Below are 19384 nucleotides of genomic sequence, written 5' to 3'. Positions count from 1 at the left end.
GGGTATATATACATTCTGCACGGCAGGTATATCTGTTTCAGAATGTTTGTCTTCGGTTTTGCCTGCGCAGCCGTTGCCTGTCGTTCCTCCGATCCTTTTTTTGCCTTTATGCCAATCTTTTTATCCCGATTCTTTTCTCTTTTCTTCTTTTTTCTCTATATTGCGGGAGTTATCAAATGAAATTGCTTACAGTTTGCAATCTTAATCCTAAGTTATGATGAACAAGACTATTTGCGACACACTTCCCGTATACCCTGATTTTGCAGAAGGTATTCGGAGGGCTCCCGATCGCGGGTATACGCTTATCCCGTCGCAAACGGCTACAGCCCTGAAAAACGCATTGCGATACATTCCTACGGAATGGCACGAACAATTGGCTCCGGAATTTCTGGAAGAACTACGCACGCGCGGGCGGATCTACGGATACCGCTTCCGTCCCGCAGGCGATTTGAAAGCGAAACCCATCGACGAATATCGCGGACGCTGCATCGAGGGAAAAGCCTTTCAGGTGATGATCGACAACAACCTCTGCTTCGATATCGCCCTTTATCCCTACGAACTGGTCACTTACGGAGAAACCGGACAGGTTTGCCAGAACTGGATGCAATATCGCCTCATCATGCAATATCTGGAAGAGCTTACCCAAGACCAAACGCTGGTAATCGAATCGGGACATCCGCTGGGTTTGTTCCGTTCGCGTCCCGACGCGCCGAGGGTTATCATCACCAATTCGATGATGGTGGGCATGTTCGACAATCAGCACGACTGGCATGTCGCGGCTCAAATGGGTGTTGCCAATTACGGACAGATGACTGCCGGCGGATGGATGTATATCGGTCCGCAAGGCATCGTGCACGGTACATTCAATACGCTGCTGAATGCCGGAAGGATGAAGCTGGGAATCCCCCAAAACGAAGACTTGCGCGGGCATTTCTTCGTCTCCTCCGGACTGGGCGGCATGAGCGGCGCGCAACCCAAGGCGGCGGAAATCGCAGGAGCGGCATGTATCATTGCCGAAGTCGACTCGTCGCGTATCGAAACCCGTTATAATCAGGGCTGGGTGGGGCACGTCACAGAGAGTTTGCCGGAAGCTTTCCGGATGGCGCAAGCGGCTTTGGAAAAACGGGAACCCTGCTCCATCGCTTATCATGGCAATGTGGTGGACCTGTTGGAGTATGCCGAACAGAAAGGCATTCATATCGAGCTGCTTTCCGACCAGACTTCCTGCCATGCCGTATATGAAGGCGGATACTGTCCCGCCGGACTGACATTCGACGAGCGCACACGCTTGTTGCACGAGTCGCCGGAGGAGTTCAGGAAGCTGGTGGACATCTCCCTGCGCAGGCACTTTGAAGTGATTCGCAAGCTCGTGGCGCGCGGCACTTACTTCTTCGATTACGGCAATTCGTTCATGAAGGCCATGTACGATGCGGGCGTGAAGGAGATTTCGCGCAACGGCACAGACGAGAAAGACGGCTTTATCTGGCCCAGCTATGTAGAAGATATTATGGGGCCCGAACTGTTCGACTACGGATACGGCCCCTTCCGTTGGGTTTGCCTTAGCGGAAAGCATGAAGACCTGATCAAGACCGACCGGGCGGCGATGGAGTGTATCGACGTGAACCGCCGCGGACAGGATATGGATAACTATAACTGGATACGGGATGCCGAGAAGAACCGGCTGGTTGTCGGCACGCAGGCGCGCATCCTTTATCAGGATGCGGTGGGAAGAATGAACATCGCCTTGCGTTTCAATGAGATGGTGCGCAAGGGCGAGGTAGGCCCCATCATGCTGGGCCGCGACCACCACGATGTGAGCGGCACGGACTCTCCCTTCCGCGAGACATCGAATATAAAAGACGGAAGCAACGTGATGGCGGATATGGCTGTGCAATGTTTCGCCGGCAACTGCGCGCGCGGAATGAGCCTCGTGGCTTTGCACAACGGTGGCGGCGTAGGCATCGGCAAGGCGGTGAACGGCGGGTTCGGCATGGTGTGCGACGGCAGCGAACGGGTAGACGAAATTCTCCGTTCGTCCATGTTGTGGGATGTGATGGGAGGAGTGGCGCGCCGTTCGTGGGCACGAAACGAACATGCGATGGAGACTACCGACGCTTTCAACCGTTCGCATTCTGAAGGCTACCGTATCACGATGCCCTATCTGGCGGATGAAAAGCTGATAGAACGGCTGTTGAAGTGATTGTCGCCGCAGGCTTGCGCGGCATATCCGCAGGGAACTGCCGCCCGGCAAAGCGCGGGGTCTCTGCTTGTGTTTCGTCTTATGCTTGACGCCTTCGTTTGGATATGTACAAGTCCGGCGATTTATAGATATTTTGAAACCTGTAAACGAATTAAACTAATAACTTAAAGACATGAATTGGAATAAGATTGTAGAATGCGTGCCCAACTTCAGCGAGGGACGCGACTTGGCGAAAATAGATCAGATTGTATCTCCGTTCCGGGGAAAGAGCGGCGTGAAGTTGCTCGACTATAGCAACGACGAAGATCACAACCGGCTGGTGGTGACTCTGGTAGGCGAACCGGAAGCTTTGCGCGATGCGGTGGTGGAAGCCATCGGCATAGCCGTTCGTCTGATAGACCTGAACAAGCATCAGGGACAGCATCCCCGCATGGGAGCGGTAGATGTAGTGCCTTTTATTCCGATTAAAAACGTCACGATGGAAGAAGCCATCGCTCTTTCGAAAGAGGTGGCGGAGCAGGTTGCCCGGCTTTATAATCTTCCGGTCTTCCTGTATGAAAAGTCGGCTTCGGCTCCTTACCGTGAAAATCTTGCCACAGTGCGCAAAGGGGAGTTCGAAGGCATGGCGGAGAAGATAAAGCTTCCCGAATGGGCGCCCGACTTCGGCCCAGCCGAACGGCATCCTACGGCAGGAACAGTGGCTATCGGGGCACGCATGCCGCTGGTGGCCTACAACATCAACCTGAATACTCCCGATCTGGAGATTGCCAGCCGCATTGCCAAAAACATCCGTCACATCAACGGCGGGTTGCGTTTTGTGAAAGCGATGGGGGTGGAACTGAAAGAGCGGAACATCACGCAGGTTTCCATCAACATGACCGACTATACCCGCACCGCGCTTTACCGGGCTTTCGAGCTTACACGCATCGAAGCCCGCCGCTACGGAGTGAGTATCGTGGGAAGCGAAATTATCGGACTGGTACCGATGGAGGCGTTGATCGACACGGCATCGTACTATCTCGGATTGGAGAACTTCTCCATGCAGCAGGTTCTCGAAGCACGTATCATGGAATAAAAAACGGCGTATGAGTGAAAATCTGATTATATTCAATGCCCGCATCGTGACACCGACAGGATTTACGGCGCGTCGCGGTGCGGAAATGTCGCAACTGCGCATTATCGAAAACGGAACGGTGGAGGTGACCGATGGTATCATCACTTACGTAGGCGAGAATCGCGGGGAGTCGCGCGACGGCTACTACCAGCACTACTGGCATTACAATGCCCGGGGGCATTGTGTGTTGCCCGGCTTTGTCGACTCGCATACGCATTTTGTATTTGGCGGCGAACGTTCCGAAGAATTCTCCTGGCGTTTGAAAGGCGAAAGCTACATGTCTATCATGCAGCGCGGAGGCGGAATTGCCAGTACCGTAAAAGCTACGCGCGCGCTTAACTTTCTCAAGCTCCGTTCCGCAGCCGAAGGCTTTCTGAAGAAGATGAGCGCCATGGGGGTGACCACGGTGGAAGGGAAAAGCGGATACGGCTTGGATCGCGACACCGAGCTGCTCCAGCTTAAAGTGATGCGCAGCCTGAACAATTCGGAGCATAAGCGGGTGGATATTGTATCTACCTTTCTGGGCGCTCACGCACTTCCCGAGGAGTATAAAGGGCGTGGCGACGAGTACATCGACTTCTTGATCGATGAGATGCTTCCGCTTATCCGCAAAGATGACTTGGCGGAATGCTGCGATGTGTTCTGCGAGAAAGGCGTATTCTCTGTAGAGCAGTCGCGCCGCTTGCTTTCGGCTGCCAAAGAGAAAGGCTTCCTGCTGAAACTTCATGCCGACGAGATTGTCTCTTTTGGCGGAGCCGAGCTGGCTGCCGAACTGGGCGCTTTGTCGGCCGACCATTTGCTTCAGGCATCCGATGCCGGCATTCGGGCAATGGCGGAGGCGGGTGTGGTTGCCACGTTGTTGCCGCTGACTGCATTCGCGCTGAAAGAACCCTATGCGCGCGGTCGCGAAATGATCGATGCCGGTTGTGCCGTAGCGCTTGCTACCGATCTGAATCCGGGAAGTTGCTTTTCCGGCTCCATACCGCTGACCATCGCGCTTGCTTGCATTTACATGAATCTCAGCATCGAAGAGACGATTACCGCCCTCACGCTGAACGGTGCCGCTGCTTTGAATCGCGCCCATCGCATCGGAAGTATCGAAGTGGGCAAACAGGGCGATTTCGTCGTTCTGAATTCGGACAACTACCACGTTCTACCTTATTATATAGGTATGAATTCCGTGGCGATGACAATAAAGGAAGGAGTGCTATATCCTGTAAATTGATTAACTAAAAACTTAATACCATGTTAGTAGAATTAACCGTAAAAGATTTCTTAGATAAAGTAGCCGGCAGCGACCCCGTTCCCGGAGGTGGAAGCGTCGCCGCTCTGAGCGGGGCATTGGCTTCGGCGCTTGCCACGATGGTGGCCAATCTGACAATCGGCAAGAAGGGCTATGAAGACCATGAGGAAATAATGTTGCACGCGCGGGAAACCACCGCGCAGCGGTTGCAGGAGTTCGTCGGTCTGATTGATAAAGATTCGGAAGCGTATGATAAAGTGTTTGCTTGCTTCAAGATGCCCAAAAACACCGACGAAGAGAAGGCGGCAAGGAGTGCCGCCATTCAGGAGGCAACGAAGCACGCAGCTCTTGTTCCGATGGAGGTTGCCCGCAAAGCTTTGGAAATGATGCCGGTGATAGCCGATGTGGCTCGCCTGGGAAACCGCAATGCCGTGACGGACGCTTGTGTGGCGATGATGTCTGCCCGCAATGCGGTGTTGGGCGCGTTACTTAATGTGCGCATCAATCTGGGCGGATTGAAAGATAAAGAGTTTGCGTCATCTTTGCAGGCAGAGGCCGACCGGATGGAGCAGACTGTTCGCGAACGGGAAAAAGAGTTGTTGGATGCCGTTAACCAAGATTTACGCGTATGAGTGCCAATGTCTATCAAGTCGGTTCCGGAGATCTGACCTTCGAAATCATCGAACGGATTGTCAATGAGAATTTAAAGCTCGAGCTGGCTCCCGAGGCCAAGCTCCGCATTCAGAAATGCCGTGATTACCTCGACCGGAAAACCGTTTCGTCGAAAGAGCCTTTGTATGGCATTACGACCGGATTCGGCTCGCTGTGCAACAAGAATATTTCGCCGGACGAACTGGGGACTCTTCAGGAGAACCTGATTAAAAGCCATGCTTGCAGCGTGGGCGAAGAGATCAGTCCGGTCATTATCAAGCTGATGATGCTGCTCAAGGCGCACGCCCTTTCGTTGGGACACAGCGGTGTGCAGCTCATCACCGTTCAGCGCATTCTCGACTTTTTCAACAACGATGTGATGCCCATTGTCTACGATCGCGGTTCACTCGGAGCTTCGGGCGATCTGGCTCCGCTTGCCAATCTGTTTCTGCCGTTGATCGGCGTAGGCGATGTATATTATAAAGGTAAGAAGCGCGAAGCCATCAGCGTGCTCGATGAGTTCGGGTGGGAACCCGTGAAGCTGATGAGCAAGGAGGGCTTGGCTTTGCTCAACGGCACACAGTTTATGAGTGCCAACGGAGTGTTCGCCATGCTCAGAGCTTTCCGTCTGTCGCGCAAGGCCGATTTGATCGGAGCGCTTTCGCTGGAGGCTTTCGACGGGCGCATCGATCCGTTTATGGATTGTATTCAGCAGATGCGTCCCCATCAGGGGCAGATAGAAACGGGAGCGGAATTCCGTAAACTGCTCGAAGGGAGCGAAATCATCAAGCGTCCGAAGAAGCATGTGCAAGATCCGTACTCTTTCCGTTGCATCCCGCAGGTGCACGGAGCGACGAAAGACGCTATCCGCTACGTTTCGTCGGTATTGCTGACCGAGATTAATTCGGTGACGGACAATCCCACCATCTTCCCCGACGAAGATCTGATTATTTCCGGCGGTAACTTCCACGGGCAGCCGCTTGCCATTTCTTACGATTTCCTTGCCATCGCATTGGCGGAATTGGGAAACATCTCCGAACGAAGAGTGGCTCAATTGATTATGGGGCTTCGGGGGCTGCCTGAATTTCTGGTGGCGAATCCGGGATTGAACTCCGGCTTCATGATTCCTCAATATGCCGCAGCCTCCATGGTCAGCCAGAATAAGATGTACTGTTATCCTGCTTCGAGTGACTCCATCGTTTCGTCCAACGGGCAGGAAGATCATGTCAGTATGGGCGCCAATGCAGCCACGAAACTTTATAAAGTAATGGATAATCTCGAGCATATATTGGCTGTGGAACTGATGAATGCGGCACAAGGCATCGATTTTCGTCGTCCGCTGAAAACCTCTCCTGTGCTGGAACGCTTCCTGCATGCTTACCGTAAGGAAGTTCCTTTTGTGAAAGACGACATTGTAATGTACAAGGAAATACATAAGACCGTCGCTTTCCTGAAAAGAACTCAACTGGATGATTGATTGTTATTGATGTCTGAGGAATGCATCTAATCATTCGATAGTCGCTTGAAAACTGAAATTTGTGGCTACATTGCAAAAGTACCGCTTTACGCCTGTTCGGTCGGGCAGAAGCGGTACTTTTTAAGATATCACCTTGTTGGACTTATACGTCGGTCCGGAATTTATGCTTGTTGTTAGCGTGTTGCTTTTCTCTCTTTCTCTCTTTCTCTCTTTCTCTCAAAAATTGGTCATTAGAAGAAGTTCTTTTTCTCATTCTGGCAATGAATCAATCTTTGTTTTGTCTTCTTTTTGTTAACACTTCTTTGAAATCCAACGTACTGATTGATAATTTTTATCAAACGCGATAAAAATAGTTGGAAACTTAACTAATGATTTAAGTTTTCTATTTATCTTTGTCGCACTTTTCATATAAAAAAATGAACTCAATAAAGGATCGAATAGATAATCAGTTATAATAGTAATGATAGAGTACGAAAAAGAAACTTCGCAAAGAGCCGAATTAAGAGAGCGTATCATATTGACTGCGATGGAAGCCTTCTCTGCCAACGGAATCAGATGCATCACGATGGATGACGTGGCGGCCTCTTTAGGTATCTCCAAACGCACGCTCTATGAAGTTTTTGCAGATAAAGAATCGCTGCTGGAAGCATGTGTGTTGAAAAAACAGGCTGAAGGAGATTCTTATGTGGAGGAAGTTTATGCCCAATCGGGCAATGTGTTGGAGGTTATACTTGCTGTATTTCAAAGACATATAGAGATTTTTCACAAAACGAACAAACGTTTTTTTGAGGATATGAAAAAATATCCGAAGATATATGCTATCGTGAAAAACAGGCATGACACTGATTCGGAGAAAGTACTCTCTTTTTTCAAATCCGGCGTAGAACAAGGGCTTTTTAGGGGTGATGTTAATTTCGGGATAGTCAATCTGTTGGTGCGCAGCCAGTTTGATGTATTGCTGAATACGGACATCTGCAATGAATATCCTTTTATCGAAGTGTATGAATCTATCATGTTCACTTATTTACGGGGTATTTCTACTGAAAAAGGCGCGAGTATGCTCGAAGATTTTATACAGGAATACCGGAAGGGTCGGATAGGGTAGAGCCCTGAATGGATGTCGGGAGTAAGTATTAGAGAATTAATCCAGAAGAGATGAGTTCTATTCTCCTATTTTATTATAATTTTTTTGCTAAAATCATAAGAATATGAGTGTATGGGATAAGATGAAAATTTTGATGGCGAGAAAAGTACTTCTGATTGCGGTAATGCTTGGCTCATGCAGTCTTGCAAAGGCACAGGAAAATTCAAATGTACGGAGTCTTTTGAATCTGACGCTTGAGAGGGCTTTACAGATAGCATTGGATGAAAATCCCACCATCAAAGCGGCGGACGAGGAGATTGCTTTGAAGAAGGTAGCTGCTAAAGAGGCTTGGCAGTACTTGTTGCCTGAAGTAAGTATGGGCGGTGTTTTAGACCATACGATCAAAGCCGCCGAAATGAAACTGAACGATATGTCGTTTAAGATGGGAAAAGACGGGAGCAATACTGCTAACGCTGCTTTAAACATCAACCTGCCCTTGTTCGCTCCGGCTGTGTACAAAGCTATGTCGATGACGAAGGCTGACATCGAGCTGGCGGTAGAGAAGTCACGCGCTTCCAGACTGAGTCTGGTGAATCAGGTGACCAAAGCTTTTTATCAGTTGATGTTGGCGCAAGACAGCTATGAAGTACTTCAGGGCAGTTACAGACTGGCGGAAGAGAAATTCGATATCGTCAATGCAAAATATCAGCAAGGAGCTGTCAGCGAGTTCGACAAAATCAGTGCGGAGGTACAGATGCGCAGTATAAAACCGAATGTGATTGCAGCAGGCAATGCGATAACTTTAGCGAAATTGCAGTTGAAAGTTTTGATGGGAATCACTGCTGATGTAGATATACAGATCAACGATAATCTGGCCAATTATGAGGCGATGTTGTTTGGCGATCGGTTGAGCGTAACGGAAACCGCATTGGAGAACAATACAAGCCTGAAACAATTCGACCTGAACAAGAAGTTGCTGCAAAGAAGTATTCAGTCGTTGAAAACGAACTTCATGCCAACTTTGTCGGTGAGCTTTTCATACAAGTACCAGTCTCTTTATAATTCGAATATCAACTTTTTCGATTATAATTGGACCAACAGCTCTTCTCTGATGTTCAATGTAAGCATTCCTTTGTATAAAGCCGCTAACTTTACGAAATTGAAATCAGCACGTATTCAGATGCGCCAGCTCGACTGGAATCGTGTTGATACGGAACGGAAACTGAATATGCAGGCAACCGGCTATCGCAACAGTATGGCCGCCAGCTCCGAACAAGTGGCGAGTAACAAGGAGAATGTGCGGCAGGCGGAAAAGGCGGTGGAAATTGCCGACAAGCGCTACGAAGTCGGCAAAGGAACGGTATTGGAACTGAACAGCTCGCAGGTTTCGCTCACTCAGGCGCAGCTCACGTACAATCAGTCTATCTTCGACTATCTGAGTGCCAAGGCAGACTTGGATCAGGTTTTGGGGAAAGAACAGGTATATAATTAAGAACATACAATTGACGAAATATGAAAAGAAGTATTCAAATCGTAATCTTGTTGCTTTCTGTATGGCTCGGTTCGTGTACAGGTGCAAAAGATAAGGTTGCTGTGAAAACAGACGAGAAACCAAGAGTCAAGTTGGCTGCCGTGACTGCCCGCCCCGTAGAGCAGACGCAGGAATATACCGCCACGGTAGAAGCCGAAGTGAAAAACAACATCTCTCCTTCTTCTCCTGTACGTATCGACCGTATTTTGGTAGAGGTAGGCAGCCGGGTAGTGAAAGGGCAGAAGCTGGTACAGATGGATCCGGCTAATCTGAAGCAAGTAAAGTTGCAGTTGGACAATCAGGAAACGGAATTCAAGCGTATCGACGAACTTTATAAAGTGGGCGGAGCGTCTAAGTCGGAATGGGATGCCGCAAAGATGCAGCTCGACATAAAGCAAACCGCTTATAGGAATCTGCAGGACAATACTGCTCTCTTAAGCCCTATCAGCGGTGTGGTGACTGCCCGAAATTACGATAACGGAGATATGTACGGAGGTGGTGTTCCTGTGCTGGTGGTAGAGCAGATTACTCCCGTTAAACTTTTGATCAATGTGTCTGAGTCTTATTTCACACAAGTAAAGAAGGGAGCGCAGGTAGACGTAAAACTGGATGTATATGGGAGAGAGATATTCAAGGGCGTAGTCAGTCTGGTATATCCTACCGTCAACCCGTCCACCCGTACGTTTCAGGTAGAGATAAAGCTCGACAACCGCGACCAGCGTGTACGCCCGGGTATGTTTGCCCGCGCGACGCTGAACTTTGCTACGGAGAATCACGTAGTGGTTCCTGATTTAGCCATTATTAAGCAGGCCGGCTCAGGCGACCGTTATGTGTATGTTTATAAAGATGGCAAAGTCTTTTACAACAAAGTGGAGTTAGGCAGACGTTTGGGAGACGAATATGAGTTGAAATCGGGTGTGCCTGATAACTCTCTGGTTGTTATCGCCGGTCAGTCCCGTCTGGTAAATGGCACTGAGGTAGAAGTGGAAAAATAAAAAACGACAATAAGTGATGAGGCCCGGATAAATAATCGGGACAATTGCGACAGCTTGTCGGTAACGTTGCCGGACGTCATTGTCCCGATTGTGGAATGGCCGACAACTTATTGCCAACAATTTAATTATAGAAGAAATGAGTTTATACGAAGGTGCGGTTAAAAAGCCGATTATGACCTCGCTCTGCTTTCTGGCAGTGGTGATATTTGGTCTTTTCTCTTTATCTAAGTTGCCTATCGACTTGTATCCTGACATAGATACGAATACGATTATGGTGCTGACTGCTTATCCGGGAGCAAGCGCTTCGGATATAGAGAATAACGTGACACGCCCGTTGGAGAATAGCTTGAACTCGGTGAGCAACCTGAAACATATCATGTCCCGTTCTTCGGAGAACATGTCGCTCATCACACTGGAGTTCGAGTTTGGCAACGATATTGATGTGATCACCAACGATGTGCGTGATAAGCTCGATATGGTGCGCTCCCAACTTCCTGATGCGGTAGACAATCCGGTTATTTTCAAGTTCAGTACGGACATGATCCCGATTGTGATTCTGTCGGTGCAGGCCAATGAAAGTCAGGCAGCGCTTTATAAAATCTTGGACGACCGTGTCGTGAACCCGTTAGCGCGTATCCCGGGAGTAGGAACAGTGTCCATCAGCGGTGCGCCAAAACGTGAGATTCAGGTATATTGCGACCCGAATAAGCTGGAAGCCTACCGGCTGACTGTGGAATCGATCAGTGCCGTTATCGGCGCGGAGAACAAGAATATTCCGGGGGGTAATTTCGATATTGGAAGCGACACTTATTCGTTACGTGTGGAAGGTGAGTTTAAAGATGCCCGTCAGTTGGAGAATATTGTAGTAGGTACGCATAATGGGGCCAATGTTTTTTTGCGTGATGTAGCGAAAGTTGCCGACACGGTAAAAGAGCGGGCACAAGAAACCTATAACAATGGCGTGAAGGGTGCGATGATTGTTATTCAGAAGCAGTCGGGAGCCAATTCGGTAGATATATCCAAGAAAGTGGCGGAAGTTCTGCCCCGTTTGCAGAAAAGCTTGCCGAGCGATGTGAAGCTGGGAATGATTGTCGATACGTCCGATAACATTTTGAATACCATCGACAGCTTGGCGGAAACGGTGATGTACGCGTTGCTGTTCGTGGTACTGGTTGTTTTCCTTTTCTTGGGAAGGTGGCGGGCTACGCTGATTATCTGTATCACTATTCCGCTTTCGCTCATTGCTTCTTTTATCTATCTGGCAATAACCGGAAACTCGATCAACATCATTTCGCTTTCTTCTCTTTCCATTGCTATCGGTATGGTGGTGGACGATGCGATTGTAGTGCTTGAGAATGTGACCACCCATATAGAACGTGGTTCGGATCCGAAGCAGGCTGCCATACATGGCACGAACGAGGTGGCTATCTCCGTTGTCGCTTCTACGCTGACGATGATTGCCGTATTCTTCCCTCTGACAATGGTCAGCGGCATGTCGGGAGTGCTTTTCAAGCAATTGGGCTGGATGATGTGTGTCATCATGCTGGTTTCTACTATGTCGGCGCTGTCGCTCACACCGATGCTCTGTTCGCAGTTGCTTCGCCTGCAAAAGAAGCAAACCAGACTCTTCACCTTGTTTTTTACTCCCGTAGAAAAGGCACTGGATAAGTTGGATACCGGATATGCGAAAATGCTGAACTGGGCGGTGCGTCACCGGACCGTTGTCATTATGGGTTGTATTGCTTTCTTCGTACTGAGCTTGTTCAGTATGAAAGGCATTGGTACGGAATTTTTCCCGGCTCAGGACAATGCACGTATCTCGATCAATCTGGAATTGCCTGTCGGGGCACGGAAGGAGATGGCGCAAGAACTTGCCGAGAGGCTGACGAAGCAATGGCTCACAAAGTATGAAGGTATATTGGTAGTCTGCAACTACACGGTGGGGCAGGCCGATTCGGACAATACGTGGGCTTCGATGCAATCCAACGGTTCGCATATCATCTCTTTCAATATGCGTCTGGTCGATCCGGGCGAGCGCGACATTACTTTGGAGCAAGTATGCGATGAGATGCGTGAAGACCTGAAGGCTTATCCGGAGTTGGACAAGGCGCGGGTGATTCTGGGAGGAAGCAATTCGGGTATGGCTGCACAGGCAAGCGCCGATTTCGAAGTGTATGGTTACGACATGGCTATGACTGATAGCGTGTCGGCCCGTCTGAAGCGTGCATTGCTGCAAGTGAAAGGCGTGTCTGAGGTGAACATCAGCCGGAGCGACTATCTGCCGGAATATCAGGTGGACTTCGACCGTGAGAAACTAGCCATGCACGGGTTGAACTTGTCGACTGCCGGTATGGCCGTACGCAACCGTATTAATGGGTCGGTAGCTTCGAAATACCGTGAAGACGGTGAAGAGTATGATATTAAAGTACGCAACGCTCCCGAATTCCGTACAACTCTGGAGGATATTGAAAACATCCTGATTTACAACAGCAGGGGAGAGCCGGTTCGCGTGAAGGATTTGGGCAAAGTGGTCGAACGTTTTGCGCCGCCGACCATCGAGCGTAAAGACCGGGAGCGTATTGTGACTGTTTCTGCCATTATCTCCGGCGCTCCTTTAGGAAATGTAGTGAAAGCAGGAAATGCTATTATCGATAAGATGGATATTCCGGCAGGGGTCAGCATTCAGGTAGCGGGTTCGTATGAAGATCAGCAGGACTCCTTCCGCGACTTGGGTACGTTGGGGCTTCTGATTATTATCCTTGTATTTATTGTAATGGCTGCCCAGTTCGAGTCGCTCACCTATCCGTTTATTATCATGTTCTCGTTGCCTTTTGCGTTCAGCGGCGTGCTCATGGCTTTGTTCTTTACCGGAAGTACGCTGAGTGTAATGAGCTTGCTTGGCTCCATCATGCTCATTGGTATTGTGGTAAAGAACGGTATTGTGCTTATCGAATATATTTCGCTTTGTCGCGAGCGGGGCATGGCGGTGCTGAACGCCGTAGTCACATCGGGCAAGAGCCGCCTCCGTCCGGTATTGATGACTACCGCTACGACCGTGCTCGGTATGATACCGATGGCTGTGGGGGGCGGACAGGGTTCCGAAATGTGGAGCCCGATGGCCATTGCCGTTATCGGCGGGCTTACCGTGTCTACGGTGCTGACACTGATTCTCATCCCTACTTTGTATTCTGTGTTTGCAGGGGTAGGCATTAGGAACCAGCGCCGCAAGCTGCGCAATCAACAAGTGTTGAACGCATATTTCGAAGAATCTAAAGCATAGTATTGTCACTAAATAGTACAGGAGAAAGATGAAATCAGTATTGATAACCTTCGACCAAGCTTATTACGAGCGTATCATCGCATTGCTCGACCGCTTGAATTGCCGTGGATTCACTTATATGGAAAAGGTGCAGGGGCGCGGTTCCCGCACCGGCGACCCGCACTTCGGCAGCCACGCATGGCCGGGCATGTGCTCTGCCATCCTCACGGTGGTGGATGATGAAAAGGTAGAGCCGTTGCTCGAAGTGTTGCATAAGATGGATTTGCAGACGGAGCAATTGGGCTTGCGTGCTTTCGTGTGGAACATCGAACGGACTATTTGATTGTCTCTTGGAGTGATACTCCTGAAACAAAACTCTTTGAGTATCGTTTGGTAGAATGCGCACGCATAGAACCTGTTTAAGGAAAAATGCGAAGTGCAGGCAATCTTTGCCGAGCTTACGTTACGGGAGGAGCTACCTCTGCCTAAAAAGATTTTTGCGTTTAGAAGGATAGAAATGTTTCTTTAGTCAAACGCGATTTTTTTAGGCAGATGGTTTTTATAAGCATGAAGTTATCACATCGGAGATGTACCAAAGAAAACAATGTTCGCCCATATCGGAATATTGCTTTCTCGGTAATTGGGGGGGGAAAGAAAGGCTGAAATAAAATCCATCGGACGGTTCATATATGGTTATTGTTCTTGTCCATATATGCCTACCGTGCTGGCCATATATACTCAACCACCCTGACCATATATACCCACCATCGTGGCTATATATACCCACCGTGCTGACTATATATGCCTACCATATCCGCCGTGTATACCTGTCGGGTGGGGTGAGCAATTCCTGCAGTCATCTGCTTCTCCGGTTTCTGCCTGCAAAGCTTCTACTGGGATATGTAAAATACTGCTTTTATGGTGGTTTGCCCTAAAAAAAAGGTTTTGATTCATAAAAGCTTCAACTCTGATTTTCTATTTCCGGAGAACTCTTTATTTCTCTCTTTTGCTTATCTTTGCGCTCTCTTTTGTCTGTCTGCTTTATTCGAGGCACACAAAATAATATTGGAATTATGAAAAATTATTTGACATACTCGTTGTGGTTGGCGCTGATTGTGTTTCTTTTCTTGTTCGCGCTTCATTGGTTGCCTGCGATCCGGATAGGTGGGCATTCGTTGAGGCGTGTCGATCTTTTGGCCGATTTGAGGCTGCCTGATCCGGGCGAAACGGCGGTCGATTCGGATAGCGTCATTCCGGCACCGCTCTCGAAGCCGACTTTTATCGACACTTGCCGATCAGGTATGACCTGCATCGAGGATTACAGTGACTCTACTTATCGTGGAATGAAGCCTTTCTACGAAGCGATCGATCGCTTGTCGGACAGTGGAGGGCATGTGCGCATAGCTGTGTTTGGCGACTCTTTCATCGAAGCGGATATTTTCACTGCCGACCTGCGGGAAATGCTTCAGAAACGTTTTGGCGGATGTGGGGTGGGCTTTGTGACGATCACTTCTGCCATCAACGGCTATCGGCCTACCGTGCGGCATACGTTCGACGGATGGTCGAGCCATGCCGTGACGGATCGATCCTCCTTCGACAGAAAGAAACAAGGGGTTTCCGGACATTATTTTGTGCCTCGCAAAGGAGCGTATGTAGAACTGCGTGGTCAGAGCAAATACGCCTCTTTATTGGATACGTGCGGGCAAGCCTCCATCTTCTTTTATAACAAAGATACGGTGGCTCTGAGTGTGCGTGTGAACCGCGGCCAGAGTAAAGAGTACGTGTGCGTTCCTTCTCGCGAATTACGGCAGGTGTCGGTGGAAGGGAACATCGGGTCCGTTCGCTGGTCTGTAGATCGGGCTGATTCTGCTCTCTTCTACGGTCTTGCGATGGATGGTAAAGAGGGGATCGTTCTGGATAATTTCTCATTACGCGGCAGTTCCGGGTTATCACTGCGCGGCATATCAGCAAATATGTTGCATCAGTTTAACCGGCAGCGTCCATACGATTTGATTATTCTTGAATATGGGCTGAACGTGGTTACCAAGCATGGGCGGAATTATGACGGATACCGCAAGGGGCTGCTTGCATCTGTCGAGCATTTGAAAAACTGTTTCCCGCAAGCGGGCATTCTTCTGCTGAGCGTGGGCGACCGCAATTATAAGACCGAAACCGGTGATGTTCGTACCATGCCGGGAGTGAAAAACCTGATCCGTTACCAACAGAATATCGCAGCTGAAAGTAGAATCGCTTTCTGGAATATGTACGAAGCCATGGGTGGCGAGGGAAGTATGGCAAAGCTGGTACATGCCAAACCTTCGATGGCGAATTATGATTACACTCATATCAATTTCCGTGGCGGGCATTATCTGGCGGGTCTGCTTTATGAAGCGTTGATATACGGGAGAGAACAGCATGAAAGGAGGCGTTCTTATGAGAAAGGCGATTGAATACCGCTTGCCGATTCTCTCTCCGGCGGTGCTATTTCTTTTCAGGCTTTTCCGGACAAGGGTTCTTTCGCGACTGTCGTTCGGTCTCTCGTGGACGACGCCCGGCTTTTCTTTATTGCCATTTGCTTTCTCGCGGTTGCCATTTAGTTTCTTGCGGACGATATTCGATTTGTTGCGGTTGTCGTTTAGCTTTTCATGGGTAACACTCGGATTCTCTCCGGCAATGTTGCCACCTTTCGTTGTTTCTGTCGGTAGAGTAAAGTCTTGGCTAATAGGGTATTTGCTTCCGGTGACGATTTTACCTTCCGTTGTTTCTGTCGGTAGAGTAAAGTCTCAGCTGATAGAGTATTCACCTTCCGGTGTTTCTGCCGGAAGTGAGGGCAGGCAGTTGTTGAAGGCTTTGTCTCTTGCGGTGCTGCTGTCTTTCTTCTTTCCACTGTCCGAAGCGGCGGCTCAGGATTCTTTGCCGCAAACAGCCGCATCGGAGCATCCTTTGAGGAAGATGAAGCCTTTGCAGGAGCTGATGAACCGCGAGGCTGTGAAAGTGGCTGTACAGGTAAAGTTTCCCGATGTGTTCCGTGGTACGGGACATAATGAAATTGTAGACAGTCTCGCTGTGCTGACCCCTTTTCTCGAACGCTTACGCCAAGTGCATACAGGGCTGTCGGAAGATACGGTACGTATTGTTCACATCGGCGACAGCCACGTGCGCGGACATATTTATCCGCAGACTGCCGGGATACGCTTGGCAGAAACCTTCGGAGCTATATCCTACGTAGATATGGGAGTGAACGGGGCTACTTCTCTCACATTCACACACCCGGTTCGCATAGCCGATATTGCTGCCCTGCGCCCGGAATTGCTTATTGTTTCTTTCGGTACGAATGAAAGCCACAACCGGCGGTATAACGCCAATGTGCATTATCGCCAGATGGATGAGCTGATGCAGTTGTTACGTCGGGCCCTCCCCGACGTGCCGTTCTTATTGACTACGCCGCCGGGGTCGTACGACAGTTTCCGCAAAAAAAGACGTAAACGGACGTATGCTATCAATCCCCGCACTGCAATAGCGGCGGAAACAATCCGCAGATACGCGGGCGATCATCAGGTACTGCTCTGGGATATGTATGAGGTGGTCGGCGGACGACGCAGGGCTTGCCTTAACTGGACGGAGGCGAATATGATGCACTTCGACCATGTGCATTATCTGCCCGAAGGATACGTCCTGCAGGGAGATTTATTGTTTCAAGCTATAATCCGCGCTTATAATGACTATGTTTCCAATTGATATGGGTTTCGGCAAAGTGTGTGCGTGTGCGGCGGTATTCGCCGGATTAGAGTCGTTGCTTCTACCCGACGTAGACTTCGGCCGGCTGAAGGATATTCTTGTGTACGATCCTCAAGCGCCGATGATATTCAGCAGCGGTATCTTCTTGTGGCTGTTTGCAGCCTTTCTGCCGATTTACGTCACGCTAAACCGTCGGTTTACGGCACGTATTCTTTTTGTTACGTTGTTCTCTTACTATTTTTATTATAAAAGCAGTGGCACGTATTTCTTTCTGCTTGCCATCGTCACGGTTTCCGACTTCTTTCTGGCGCAGCGTATGGAACGCACGGCTACGGGGTGGAAGCGTAAGGCATTGGTGACGACAAGTCTGAGTATCAATCTGGGGTTGCTTGCCTATTTTAAATACACCAACTTTCTGGGAGGAGTCATCACCTCTTTCACTGGAGGAAGCTTCACTGCGCTCGATATTTTCCTGCCGGTAGGGATTTCGTTTTTCACGTTCCAGTCGCTCAGTTATACCATCGATGTCTACCGGAAGGAGATCAAGCCGCTATCCAGTCTCCTCGATTACGCTTTTTACGTCTCTTTCTTCCCCCAGCTCGTAGCCGGCCCCATTGTGCGTGCGCGGGATTTCATTCCGCAAATCCGGAAGCCGCTCTTTGTCTCGCAGGAGATGTTCGGGCGGGGCATCTTCCTCATTGTCTCCGGCCTTTTCAAGAAGGCGGTCATATCCGACTATATCAGTGTCAACTTCGTAGAGCGCATCTTCGATAACCCGACACTCTATTCGGGTGTAGAGAACCTGATGGGGGTGTATGGCTACGCCTTGCAGATTTATTGTGACTTTTCGGGTTATAGCGATATGGCTATCGGTATTGCCTTGTTGTTGGGTTTCCACTTCAACATCAATTTCGATTCTCCTTATAAGTCTGCCTCCATCACCGAGTTCTGGCACCGTTGGCACATCTCGCTCTCTACGTGGCTACGCGACTATCTGTATATATCGTTAGGAGGCAACCGGCGGGGAAAGTTCCGGCAATACCTGAATCTGATCATTACCATGTTTCTGGGTGGATTGTGGCACGGAGCTTCTTGGAATTTCGTCGTTTGGGGAATGTTCCACGGCATTGCTTTGGCTTTGCACAAAGTGTGGATATCTGTTACGGGTCGAAGTGTTGAAAGGCGTTGCGGAGTCTCTCCGGATTCGCATAATGTCGGGGGAACTGTCATGAGCCGGAAGAAAAGTGAGCAAAGCTGCGGATGGCTTCGTGGTACAGGCGTTTTTATCACTTTCCATTTTGTTTGCTTCTGCTGGATATTCTTTCGTAATACGGATTTCCAACACTCGATAAATATGCTGGAGCAGATTTTTACGGCATTCCGTCCGCAATTGCTTCCCCAGTTGATTGAAGGATATTGGCGTGTGTTCGCTCTGATGCTGCTCGGCTTCTTGCTTCATTTTGCACCCGATAGCTGGGAACATGCCCTCTCACGTGGAGTCGTTCGTTTGCCGCTGATAGGGAAAGCGGTAGTCGTAGTGGCGGTGATCTATGTCGTTATTCAGATGCAGAGTACCGAAATACAGCCGTTTATTTACTTTCAGTTTTAATCTTTGAACATGCCCGGAGAGGTTGTCCAAGAAATGATTCCCTGCTTTCGTTTTGCTGCGCTGCTCTAAGTTTGTCGCAGGGACTGCAATTTGCAACCTTCCTCCTTGGCGCTGGTCGCTCTTCGACCGATGAGTTTTTAAAGAAAAACAATGTGTGACACAGTTTATTTTACACTACCCCATATTCAGAATGAATAAATGATAAAGGTTGCAGACTTTCTCGGACAAGCTCTTCCTGACTACTCTACTGTTTACTGTTATTATCTTCGTTCGCAGTTTTGAGGTTGTAAATTAAACTATATCAGCAAAGTTAATACTTCATTCTTTGCTGATATAGTTTAATTTACAACCTCTCGTCAGCGTAGCATATATGCAGGGCTATGAGTGCTTGGATATTCCTGTCGAGGTTTAATGTATATCCTCTTTGTTGGTCCTTGTTCCCTTCTGAACCTTGTCCGCTGCGCTTTTCTCATCTGCGGGGCT

13 protein-coding genes are annotated in these 19384 nt (G+C 49.2%); all 13 read left to right on the top strand.

Annotation, left to right across the window (positions count from 1 at the left end; translation table 11 throughout):
- Nucleotides 1-217: 217 nt before the first annotated feature.
- The 13 genes from GGR07_RS09735 (at nt 218) to GGR07_RS09675 (ending at nt 18901) form a co-directional block, all read left to right on the top strand.
- Nucleotides 218-2200, top strand: a complete 1983-nt coding sequence (locus GGR07_RS09735) for a urocanate hydratase (protein ID WP_122056666.1) — start codon at nt 218-220, stop codon at nt 2198-2200.
- A 172-nt stretch (nt 2201-2372) separates the two neighbouring features.
- Nucleotides 2373-3275 (top strand): glutamate formimidoyltransferase, encoded by a 903-nt coding sequence (gene ftcD / locus GGR07_RS09730; RefSeq protein WP_034543111.1) that lies wholly within the window; start codon nt 2373-2375, stop codon nt 3273-3275.
- Between the two features lie 10 nt (nt 3276-3285).
- Nucleotides 3286-4539: an imidazolonepropionase gene (gene hutI, locus GGR07_RS09725; protein WP_034543108.1), complete on the top strand. Its 1254-nt coding sequence runs from the start codon at nt 3286-3288 to the stop codon at nt 4537-4539.
- 20 nt (nt 4540-4559) lie between these two features.
- On the top strand, nt 4560-5189 hold the full coding sequence (locus tag GGR07_RS09720; RefSeq protein ID WP_034543106.1) for a cyclodeaminase/cyclohydrolase family protein: 630 nt from the start codon (nt 4560-4562) through the stop codon (nt 5187-5189).
- Entirely contained in the window at nt 5186-6685 is a 1500-nt protein-coding gene (gene hutH, locus GGR07_RS09715; RefSeq protein WP_021645895.1) for a histidine ammonia-lyase, read from the top strand. The genes GGR07_RS09720 and hutH overlap by 4 nt, the downstream gene beginning before the upstream one ends.
- A 460-nt stretch (nt 6686-7145) precedes the next feature.
- Nucleotides 7146-7790, top strand: a complete 645-nt coding sequence (locus tag GGR07_RS09710) for a TetR/AcrR family transcriptional regulator (RefSeq protein ID WP_021645896.1) — start codon at nt 7146-7148, stop codon at nt 7788-7790.
- A gap of 103 nt (nt 7791-7893) precedes the next feature.
- Entirely contained in the window at nt 7894-9261 is a 1368-nt protein-coding gene (locus GGR07_RS09705) for a TolC family protein (protein WP_034543105.1), read from the top strand.
- A 20-nt stretch (nt 9262-9281) separates the two neighbouring features.
- A complete protein-coding gene (locus GGR07_RS09700; RefSeq protein ID WP_034543103.1) occupies nt 9282-10295 on the top strand; it encodes an efflux RND transporter periplasmic adaptor subunit in 1014 nt (337 codons plus the stop codon).
- A 136-nt stretch (nt 10296-10431) separates the two neighbouring features.
- A complete protein-coding gene (locus GGR07_RS09695) occupies nt 10432-13575 on the top strand; it encodes an efflux RND transporter permease subunit (protein ID WP_034543101.1) in 3144 nt (1047 codons plus the stop codon).
- Between the two features lie 28 nt (nt 13576-13603).
- The gene (locus GGR07_RS09690; protein WP_021645900.1) at nt 13604-13897 is read left to right on the top strand and encodes a PG0541 family transporter-associated protein; all 294 of its coding nucleotides are present in this window, start codon (nt 13604-13606) and stop codon (nt 13895-13897) included.
- A gap of 721 nt (nt 13898-14618) precedes the next feature.
- Entirely contained in the window at nt 14619-16004 is a 1386-nt protein-coding gene (locus GGR07_RS09685) for an SGNH/GDSL hydrolase family protein (protein WP_034543136.1), read from the top strand.
- Between the two features lie 388 nt (nt 16005-16392).
- A complete protein-coding gene (locus GGR07_RS09680) occupies nt 16393-17292 on the top strand; it encodes an SGNH/GDSL hydrolase family protein (RefSeq protein ID WP_039972718.1) in 900 nt (299 codons plus the stop codon).
- Between the two features lie 121 nt (nt 17293-17413).
- A complete protein-coding gene (locus GGR07_RS09675; RefSeq protein WP_394357307.1) occupies nt 17414-18901 on the top strand; it encodes an MBOAT family O-acyltransferase in 1488 nt (495 codons plus the stop codon).
- Nucleotides 18902-19384 lie beyond the last annotated feature (483 nt).

Origin of the sequence: Bacteroides pyogenes (assembly GCF_014196225.1) — a bacterium.
Lineage (GTDB): Bacteria > Bacteroidota > Bacteroidia > Bacteroidales > Bacteroidaceae > Bacteroides > Bacteroides pyogenes_A.
This window is presented reverse-complemented; position numbering and strand designations above follow the sequence as displayed.